General features: G+C 36.9%; 8 protein-coding genes. 3 read left to right on the top strand and 5 right to left on the bottom strand.

Translation table 11 applies throughout. The features are described 5' to 3' along the window. Nucleotides 1-538, top strand: a 538-nt coding sequence (locus tag V7150_RS00830) for an SDR family NAD(P)-dependent oxidoreductase (protein WP_335512676.1), incomplete at its 5' end; no start/stop codon positions are given. 820 nt (nucleotides 539-1358) lie between these two features. Here the strand turns inward: V7150_RS00830 and V7150_RS00835 are convergent. After that, nucleotides 1359-2219, bottom strand: coding sequence for a sulfurtransferase (locus V7150_RS00835; protein WP_335512677.1), 861 nt, complete (start codon nucleotides 2217-2219; stop codon nucleotides 1359-1361). Between the two features lie 12 nt (nucleotides 2220-2231). Beyond that, nucleotides 2232-3482 (bottom strand): MFS transporter, encoded by a 1251-nt coding sequence (locus V7150_RS00840; protein ID WP_335512679.1) that lies wholly within the window; start codon nucleotides 3480-3482, stop codon nucleotides 2232-2234. Between the two features lie 141 nt (nucleotides 3483-3623). Here V7150_RS00840 and V7150_RS00845 point away from each other — a divergent pair, with 141 nt between their 5' ends. Beyond that, nucleotides 3624-4520, top strand: coding sequence for a selenium metabolism-associated LysR family transcriptional regulator (locus tag V7150_RS00845; protein ID WP_335512681.1), 897 nt, complete (start codon nucleotides 3624-3626; stop codon nucleotides 4518-4520). Nucleotides 4521-5040: 520 nt separating this feature from the next. On the opposite strand, the gene V7150_RS00850 is transcribed toward V7150_RS00845, so the two are convergent. The 3 genes from V7150_RS00850 to V7150_RS00860 all read right to left on the bottom strand — a co-directional run bounded on the left by V7150_RS00850 (nucleotide 5041) and on the right by V7150_RS00860 (nucleotide 6460). After that, the gene (locus V7150_RS00850; RefSeq protein WP_335512683.1) at nucleotides 5041-5283 is read right to left on the bottom strand and encodes a helix-turn-helix domain-containing protein; all 243 of its coding nucleotides are present in this window, start codon (nucleotides 5281-5283) and stop codon (nucleotides 5041-5043) included. Between the two features lie 193 nt (nucleotides 5284-5476). Further along, on the bottom strand, nucleotides 5477-5725 hold the full coding sequence (locus V7150_RS00855) for a helix-turn-helix domain-containing protein (protein WP_335512685.1): 249 nt from the start codon (nucleotides 5723-5725) through the stop codon (nucleotides 5477-5479). A gap of 159 nt (nucleotides 5726-5884) precedes the next feature. Continuing rightward, the gene (locus V7150_RS00860) at nucleotides 5885-6460 is read right to left on the bottom strand and encodes a competence protein ComK (protein WP_335512687.1); all 576 of its coding nucleotides are present in this window, start codon (nucleotides 6458-6460) and stop codon (nucleotides 5885-5887) included. Between the two features lie 673 nt (nucleotides 6461-7133). On the opposite strand from V7150_RS00860, the gene V7150_RS00865 reads away from it, so the two are divergent. Further along, the coding region (locus V7150_RS00865) for a S8 family serine peptidase (protein ID WP_438825750.1) at nucleotides 7134-10384 on the top strand (3251 nt) is incomplete at its 3' end.

Consider the following 10384-nt stretch of genomic DNA (forward strand, 5'->3'; position numbering starts at 1 on the left):
ATATGAAATTGAAACGTGGATTAATAACGCAGGATTTGGTAATTTTGCATCAGTTGGAGATCAAAATTTAACTAAAATTGAGACAATGCTTAATTTAAATATCGAGGCTTTAACTATTTTAACTTCTCTTTATGTGCGCGACTATTCATCAGTTGAAGGAACACAATTAATTAACGTTTCATCAGGTGGGGGTTATACGATTATTGGAAATGCAATCACATACTGTGCTTCTAAATTCTATGTAAGTGCCTTTACTGAAGGGCTTGCACATGAATTAAAAGAAAAAGGTGCAAGCATGCAAGCAAAAGTATTAGCTCCTGCTGCAACTGAAACTGAATTTGCAAAAGTATCGAATGATTTAGAAGAAAATGTTAAGTTTGAAGGACTTCTTCCTAAATACCATACAGCTAAAGAAATGGCTGGATTTATGCTTGATCTTTACGATAGCGAAAAAGTAGTTGGAATTGTAGATGGTCTTACTTATGAATTTCAATTAAAAGATCCAATTTATCCTTATGCAGTAAGAATGAGAAGCTAATAAGGTTGATTTATCATCGTGGGATTCTAAAATTTCTGGATTATTATCCTTATAATTTTACGTATATAAAAAAGTTCTTTACTAATTGTAATATCCTATTAAAAAGAGGTTCTTCCATAAGGAGAACCTTTCATATATTTGTTCAACTAACAGGTAGCTTTAGTTTAAGAAAAAATTACTGGGGTCAGTCTAAAAGCATAAAAAGCGAAGAGAAATTAATCTCATCGCTTTTTTATCGTTAAAATAAAAAATTCTAGATACATTGAATTTCTCCCGTATAACTGTTGGCGCAGTTATATTATACATAGTGGGAGGCGTCTTTCTCTTCTCCAGATATTGACATGAACATTATACTCGTCAACCTCTGGACAGGCAATACCGTCAACTTTAGGAAATATAAGAGTGTCAAAAACAGTGTAGGATTAGTTTTGGTTCTAGTTATTAAGTGAAAATAAAGTTGTTTGATATACAATAAAGTCATTAAAACATAATAAGTTTTTTAAAAACTCCAGACACGTTATTCCATTAAAGGGCCAGATTGTGGAACAACACAGTTTGCTTATGGACAGGTAAGGGTATTGTTGAGAGTGTAAAATCAAACCTCCTCTCCTGCAAAAACGACCTTTAAACCTTGAAATTTAAAGGTAAATAGATATCTTGGAAATTAGATGCGGTGGTAATTAGATTGAATGGGAAAGGAAAATACGGTGAGTTCCTGGGCTGCCAGCAATTATCCCGGGTATTGATAAGTGTTGAAATAGTAGACACTCTTCAATAAGAAAACAACCAAAAAACAATTAGAGTTGACGTTTGGTCAACTCTACTTTTCTCGAGGTCTCCCGATTTGTACCGGCAACCCAGGATCTTTTTGCCAGACGAACCATCCGCCGTCGTATACTTTGATATTGTCCCAGCCGTTTTCATAAAGGATCAAGAATGGGAGGGAGGCCCTCCAACCGGTGCCGCAATAGAAAGCAATTTCGTTCCCCTTTCTAATATCCCATTCTGATAACATTGCTTCGACTTCGGTCAATGATTTTACAGTTCGATCATCATTGTAATAATCAGTTTCAGCATGACCCCATATAGCACCTTTTGGTTCTCCTGAGCGATTGATGTATGAATACCCACTTACTTCTCCAATGAACTCACGCCAACTTCTTACACTGACAAGTCTAAAATTCGGATTCTTCTGTGCTTTCAAGATTTCCGTAGGCCATGACATGAGATACTCTGGATGGACTGGAATTTCAGCGCCAAATTCTGAAATCGGTTTTGGTTCCACGCTCCCTTGTTCCGTTCGATATCCAGCGCTTATCCATGCATTCAATCCTCCATCGATTACATGAACGTTTTGTACACCTGCCCAAATACAAACAAATGCAAAACGTGCAAATGATGCTCCTTTTCCGTAAATAACAACGCGTGTACTCTTGGAAATCCCGAGGCTAATTAGCGTGTCGTTAATTTCCTCTGGTGTTCGGATATTCCAGTTAATGTCTTCTTCGATTAAATCTGTATCAAGATGAATTGCCCCAGGAATATGTTTCTCTATATACTCCTCGCTTGGTTTACCCCATGAACATTCAACAACCACATAATTGTGTGAAATAGGGTCTGTTTCAATGATTTCTTTTACCCATTGCACGGGAACAAAGACCTTGTGAAGTGTTTCAACCATTCTAATTTTCTCCTATCCTTCAACAGTGTTCTTCATTTTATTAATCATCTTTTGAAGTATCAATACGAATACAGCTCCCAAAAACGCTAGTCCAATACAAATCCAGAAAATATTTCGGTATCCAGATACACCAGGGTGACCCTGCATGATGTTGCCGAACACAGTGAACATAAAGGCATCTGGTGAAAATCCAATGAAACTGATAAGGCCCGCTGCAGTACCAAGGAATGCATTTGGAATTCCAAGCTCTGACATTGGAACAAAATAGACACCGCGAAGCATATATACAACGAATGAAGTAACAAAGCCCATGATGATAATTAGAGTTGCACTGTTTGCGTTAGCGGGAATCATAACAAAGATTGTTGTTGAAATGGCTAAAGCAATTAATGCGACAAACAAAATGCGTGTAGATGACTTAAATTTATCAACAAAAAATCCAGCGAGTGGTGCAGCAATTAATGGTAGTAAGTACAATCTAAAGCTTGAAATGGAAGCGGCAGTTCCGGATTTTACTCCAACCACTTCGGTTAGGTAAGGGACAAACTTACCAAGTCCAGGTCCTGCGACAGTATATACACAAAAGATAACCAACCCACAGAGCCAAACTCCAGGCTGTTTTAGTACGTATTTAATGCCAGAAACAAATTCTTTACTATCAATCTTCTTTGCGTCTTCCCTTTTTGAATTTGGAAGGAACAAGAAAGTAAGAATGGCAATTACGAAATAGATGATCGAATAGAAAGCGATGATATTTTTTACGCCGGTAATATCTTGCGACTTGTTATAAATTAGTAGCGTGCCGATTTGAGTAAAAATTAATGCAAACAATCCAAATCCAGCCTCGCGAAATCCGAACATTTTTCCTTGTTCACCACCAGATCCCAGGATTTTTACAGCTTTTATCATAGCAGGCCAGTACGTAAGGACAGTCGAAATCGCATAAATCCCCATAATGACTAGTAAAATTCCATAGGCCGGCAAAGTGCTAAACCATAGACCGGCTAATCCAGTAACTGCAAGAGAAATCGAAATTAAGTAACGCACATTAAATCGGTCGGCAAGTATTCCACCAAAAAGGTAGGCAAATAAGCTCATAATACCTAGTACAGACATTAGATTTCCCATTTGAACATCGTTTAAGCTTGTAGCCTTCTGAAGTGGTTCATAGAAAGAGTATTGGATATACGGTAGAACGAAAATGATTCCTCCGCCCAAACAAATGATTAACATAGATAAATATTTTCTTGGCGTGCTATTCAAAGTAAACGCTCCTTTATGATCTGAAAGATAAGTTATTATCGAGAATTATTTTATCTTATTGTAAAATAGTGTTACAAGATGTCTTATTAATAAATAGAATAAGTTCTATCAAAAATTCTTATAAAAGCAACGGAGTTAAATATGGAATTTAAACAACTTGAAGCGTTTGTTAAGGTAGTTGAGTTAAAAAGTTTTTCAAAGGCAGCAGAGGAAATTTACGTTTCCCAACCCTCGATTAGCGCCTACATTAACTTACTTGAGAAAGAGCTACAAATTACTTTGTTAAATCGTTCTACTAGAGTGATTTCTCCCACTGATGCAGGAAAAGTATTCTATGATTATTCAAAAAATATTCTTGCACTCAAAAATAAATCAGTCGTTAGTTTAAGAAACTTTGAGACGAATACAAGTGGAAAAATTAAGATTATTGCTTCCTCGGTTCCTGCGCAATATATTCTTCCGAAAACAATAGCCGATTTTCATAAAAGATACCCGAACATAAAAATCCATATGGTACAGAAAGACACGGCTGGTGTTATAAAAGGGATACTTTCTCAAGAAGCTGAAATAGGGTTTGTAGGCAGTAAGTTAGACAATGAAAAATGTACATTTAAGCATTTCATGTCTGAGAAGCTTGTGGTCATTGCGCCGAACATGGACCAGTTTAACTATTTGAAGGAGTTCAATGCAGAGGAGTTATTTTACAGCAATTATTTCATTTCACGAGAAAAGGGCTCAGGCACAAGGGAGCAGTACGAAAACTATTTTAGAGAAATTAATATTGATATCAAAAAAATCATTGAATGTGCCTGCTTTGACAATACGCAAAGCATTATCAATGCGGTATCTAGTGGACTTGGCATCTCAATTGTCTCGGAATATGCTGCGAAACTGTATATTGATTTAGGTCTCGTGGTTCCATTGCAATTGAATTTAGCAACACAAACAAGACATTTTCATTATGTTTTCAAAAAAAATTTCATAAAATCGCATTTGGTTGAACTTTTTATCGAATTCTTGGCGGATAGCAATTCGTAGGGTGACGAAATTTTTTTGTAATGGTAGTCTAAATACACATCCTAATTTCTTGAAAATCATGTAGGTTTAAAACTAGCAAAAATTACAACGACTGGTATTAAAGTAACTTGGAATGCAGTTATTGGTAAGGCTAAGTACGAAGTTTGGACAGCAACAAGTAGTACAGGCGCTTAATTAAAAAGGCTGAAGTATCAACAACTACGAGCACAATAACAAGCTTAATAAAAAATGGATTACGTCGAAAAAAGTAGACTTTAAAAATGAAGGACTATCCATGTACAAAAAACGAGGCAGTTGGGGGCGCTTTAATGAAGTAACGGAAAAGCCCATTTTCTCTATTTTAATTTGCAGAGAAGTTGGGCTTTTTAATTTGGATTTTCCTTAACGTTGTAAATTCGCATTTTCCTGACGGTACCACATATAGTCTATAGTTTTGTGTCACTCGTCAATGGAGGTATTGCCATAGCCGCTAATCGATCAATGAATCTGCTTTTATAGGTTAGAAAACGACAATAAGAATCTATTCATGCTTCCGAATCATTTCTAAGTTTTCTTCAATTTTTTTGACAAACTCTGAAGCTTTCATATCTAATCCAGAAGCGATTAAAAAGATTGTCTCAAGACTTGGTTCACAAATATTCCTCTCCAATTTACTCAATGATGTTGGATTGATTGAGATGTCGCGAGCCAATTTCTCCTGTGATATGTGCTTCTCCTGTCTCATTTTTTTTAATACTTCACCAATTTGGATCATATGGTTCATAAGAGAAATTCTCCTTTTTTAAGGCATTAGTTAACAAAAATTACCTTCTATCCACGTAACAAACTTCCCAAAATTACTGAATAAAAAAATATTTTAATATAATGAATTCTTACCGAGAATTCTAGCTGGATGGGTAGTAGTTGTCCTTATAAACTGAATTAAAACGATCAGCCAGCTTAACCCTTAATAAAAATCATGACACGTAGGAATATTCTATTAAGTATTCTTCAATCTCTTTTACGAGTTCAGAAGCCTTCATTTCAAGCCCATCAGCTATCGAGAAAATGATTCTGAGTTTTGGTCGTTTGACACCCCTTTCTAGCATACTAATGTAGGGGCGAGGGATAGAGCAACGGCTAGATAGTTGCTCTTGTGTTATTTTTCTTTTTATTCTCGCGTTTTTTAATGCCTCTCCGATATGAGCGATCCGCTGATTTTTCAAAGACATTCTCCTTTATGACTGCCATTTATATTAACCTCTCTTATTCCGTTTCCGTCCTCCCTCAACTCCATTCCCCCTGAGTGATTCAACGTAAATGCCAACAATTGAAAATGATAAGTATAGAGGCTGGTTTTCCTGCTGGACCGTTGTTGTTTTCCGTTATCCATTATACTCAGCTAAAGAACCAAAATTATATTTGCCGGTTGCCGCCTTGGATAGAAGTTTTCTTTTTTCCGGTACAAGGAAAAAGGTAATCGGTTTAGGATGGTTCCCCCGATCGTTTGAAATTTGCTTCAATTGAATGGCTGTCTGCATTTTATTATTAAAAGAGTGCAGCTTCACATCCACAATCATCGAAAGGCCATTGCTAAGTTCTACTACTGTCTTGTAGCCCCTAGCTTTGGTTTTTACAATATGGTCAGGGTTAAACCATATACAATCTTCCTTTTTGGGAGACTTAATAGGAAAAAAGCAAATGTCTTTATATGGATTGACAATGACAGGGCAAAAATACTTATTACCGATTATGTCTTTGGCACCTTTAATGGCACCTTTTAATTCAAATCCTATGTATTTCAATGTATCATCCAATAGTTGGACCGGTGTCCTGTCTACTAGAAGAGTTTCACTTCCGATCATGACTCTCGCGCAAAGCTTCCCATACTTGTCATATTCACCTGTCATTAAAATCACGTTTCCATCGACTAAATAAAAATGGTTAATAATAATAATCACTTCTCCTTATATTCAACGAGTGAATGCTATTTGAATTGCTAACTTTCAGTTGTGCATAACCAAGGCTGCAGTTTTCAATACACTAATCTGTCCATCACCTCTTTTGCTACAGATTTTCCGCCTGGTGTAAAAGTTGCTATTTCAATATATTGGAGTTGGAATAAGAACTGGAAGCGTTTACTTCTATAATTATTTAAATATAAATAGGAACTTTATACTATATGCAAAATTAGACAATTTTTGACTATTTTGTTAACAAAATGGTTTTGTGTCCACAACGATATTTGTCGAAAATAGGAATCTTGGAATATTAGGGTCAGACTCCAGCTAACTAAAGTTTAAAGCGGTAAAGCGTGAAGGTTAATCGGAGAGCATGTCTCTCTGTTTTTTTGTCTTTTAATTAGTAAAATAGTAAAAATTTTTTTCGAAATAGGGTGGGAAATGGAGGATGACGTTGAATAATGTATTTTTTGATTTTAATATTTATTCAGACTATTAAAAAATTATCTAGTAACATATTACATTTTCTCCTATAATAGTAACTATTCAGCTTTAAAATTGAGGAGGGGTAAAGGGAAGTTTAGTCTTTGTCTTTCAAAATGATGGTTAAACATAGGCTGTAACTTCACGAAATGACAAGCAAAAAGTTAGAAATCGAGGGGGAGAAAGCGAATTGAAGAGAAAGAAACAACATCACATGCGATTATTTAGTATTGTAGCAGCATTACTTATGGTCTTTTCATTACTAACACCCGGACTTGCGAATGCAGAATCAATTGAGAGATCATCCCGTTATGTAAATGATTCCCAAACTGCTGCAAAAGAAAAGATGAGTAATCGTTTACTAGGAAAGTTTAAAAAAGATGACAAAGTAACCTTTTTAATTAAATTTAAAGAAAAAGCAGATACAACAAATGCCATAAAGCAAACAAAAGCGATTGCGAAGAAAGAAAAACTATCTGCGCATAAAGAAAAGTTTATGCAGCGCTCTGCAGTTGTATCCGAATTAAAAGCCACTGCACACGAAGAACAACAAAACGTTATAAAATATCTTGAACAAGAAGTACATAGAGGGAATGTTGAATCTTTTAAGTCCTATTTTATTGTCAATGGTATGGCTATTACAGCAACGAAAGAGGTAGCAGAAAAGATAGCAGCCTTTTCTGAAGTTGAAAAAGTTTTACCAAACGAAACAAGACAATTATTTGTTTCACCAACTAAAGAGAATAGTCTAAATACAAATCTAGCAAATGTAGAGTGGAACGTTGAAAGAGTTGGAGCCCTAGCTTTATGGGAAAAGGGCATCAATGGTACAGGTGTAGTTGTAGCGAGTATTGATTCTGGCGTTCAATGGGATCATCCCGCATTAAAGGAAAAGTATCGAGGCTATAATGCAGCAACTGGAGAGGTTAATCACGACTTTAATTGGTTTGATGCCACTGCTGGACGATCTGTGCCATATGATGATTTAGCGCATGGAACACATGTGACTGGGACAATGGTCGGTAGTGAACCTGATGGATCAAACAAAATAGGAATAGCACCGGGTGCAAAATGGATTGCTGTTAAGGCATTCTCGGAGACTAGCGGAAGTGATGCGAATTTATTGGCGGCTGCAGAGTGGATATTAGCACCAACAGATTCAAAGGGGAATACTCGGGTTGACATGGCGCCAGATATTGTTAACAACTCATGGGGTGGCGGACCTGGTCTTGATGAATGGTATCGAGATGTAGTAAGAGAATGGAGAAATGCTGGGATATTTCCTACATTTTCAGCTGGAAACACGAGCATGACTAATAATGGCGGACCTGGATCAGTTGCTAATCCAGCAAACTATCCCGAAGCATTTGCGGTGGGAGCAACTGATAGTAATGATATAGTTGGAGATTTTTCATTACGTGGACCTTCTCCATATGGTGAAATAAAGCCAGATATTTCAGCGCCTGGAGCGAATATTCGTTCATCAATACCTCATAGTGATTACGAAGGCGGCTGGGATGGCACATCGATGGCGGCCCCCGCTGTATCAGCAATTGTAGCATTATTATATGAGGTTGATGCAAGTTTATCAGTTGATAAAATAGAAGAAATTTTGATAAAAACAGCAACGCCTTTAACGGATAAGGAATACCCAGAATCACCAAATGATGGGTACGGGTATGGATTAGTCAATGCATACAATGCTGTATCTTCTATTAGAGAAGGTCTGGGGACTTTGGAAGGAAAAGTGGTTCAAACAAATGAGGATTCAGATTTGCCTATAGGAGGTAAAGTAAGTGTCCTTGAAAGCAGACAGTACGTTAACACAAACCCTGAAAACGGCGCTTATAAACTCTCACATGCTATCGGTAATTATACAGTTCAAGCTGAGGCATATGGATATCAATCTAAACAGCAATCAGTAACATTCGAAAAAGATAAAGTACTACAAGCAGATTTCACATTGAAAGAAATCCCTAAAGGAACTGTAAGTGGTGTCATTACGGATGAAAAATCAGGGGAAGCTGTCGAAGGTGTAACATTACTCCTAATGGAAGATGCCAATATTGCACCTGTATCGACGGATAAGTACGGTAAATATACTATTACAGCTTACGAAGGTACTTATACATTAAGAGCTTTGAGAAGTGGCTATCACAGTCAAGATGTTAAAATTACCATTAATGGAGATAGCCAAGTAGATATCGCTTTTAAGCCTTTTTTCACGTATCCGGGTGGCGAAATTGGCTATGACAATGGGATTGTTGATAGTGGCAGTATGTATTTTGGCGGTGGAGCTGGATGGGCAGTAAAAATGTCATTGTCAAAGGATAAAAAATCAGCCATTGTCACAGATGGTGTGTTTCGCTTCAAGGACAAAAAATACTCAGACACGGTTGGAACGGAATTTAGTGTGGAAGTATGGGATGCTTCTGGAAGTAATGGATTACCGGGTAAGAAGCTTGCTGGACCGATAGCTGCTGAAGCCGTATTAGATGATTGGACAGTAGTAGATTTAAGAGATTACAATATCAAGGTTGATGGAGATTTTTATATGGTGTATGTCCAAACACTGAATTATCCAATTGCACTTGGTTTAGCAACCGATAATGGTAACCCATATACGGAGAGAAGCTATCAATATCTTGACGGTGAATTTTATCCGGCATTTGTTGAAGATGGTAACTATATGATTCGTGCCCGTGTAAGTTATGAAGTAGACAATCCTGTTATTACTTCTCCAAAACAGGATGAGATATTCAAAGACGAAAACATCTTGGTAGAAGGGACTGCCTCACCGACAACAACGATTAAGCTGATGAATAATAATAAAGAGGTAGGTACTGCAAATGTTGGTGATGAAGGCAAATTTACAATCCCAACGAAAATGACAGAAGGTGAAAATAGATTAATAGCAGTCTCAATGTTAAATGGTAAATTGACCGGAGAATCGGATCCTGTTACCGTTTCACTAATAAAAGAGAAACCTGTCATTAAAGAGTTAAAACCAGCAATTGACCAAAATGTGTTCCCATGTGAGAAGGTAGAAATATCTTTCCAAAGTAATGTAATAGGCGGCGAAGCAAACTTTGAAGTGAAACTCCCTGCGCAAAAGAATCCGCAATCTTCTTCTAAAAATAGAATGGAAGAGGTAGAGCCAGGAGTTTATAAGGGTGTTTGGACCGTTCCAGATGTAAAGATTCAAGATGCTATTATTGAAGTGGAACTGACAGATGCCGCTGGAAACAGAGTCACACAGGAAGCACAAGGTAAACTAACTATTAATAAACATGAAGAAGTGAAAAAGGGCTGGAAATCTGAGAACGGCAATTGGTACTACTATGACAGTAAAGGTAATAAAGTAACAGGATGGGAAAAAGTTAATGCTAAATGGTACTACTTCGGCAAGAGTGGTGTTATGCAAACGGGTTGGCTGAAAGA

Origin of the sequence: Neobacillus drentensis (assembly GCF_036965245.1) — a bacterium.
Classification (GTDB): domain Bacteria; phylum Bacillota; class Bacilli; order Bacillales; family Cytobacillaceae; genus Neobacillus; species Neobacillus drentensis_G.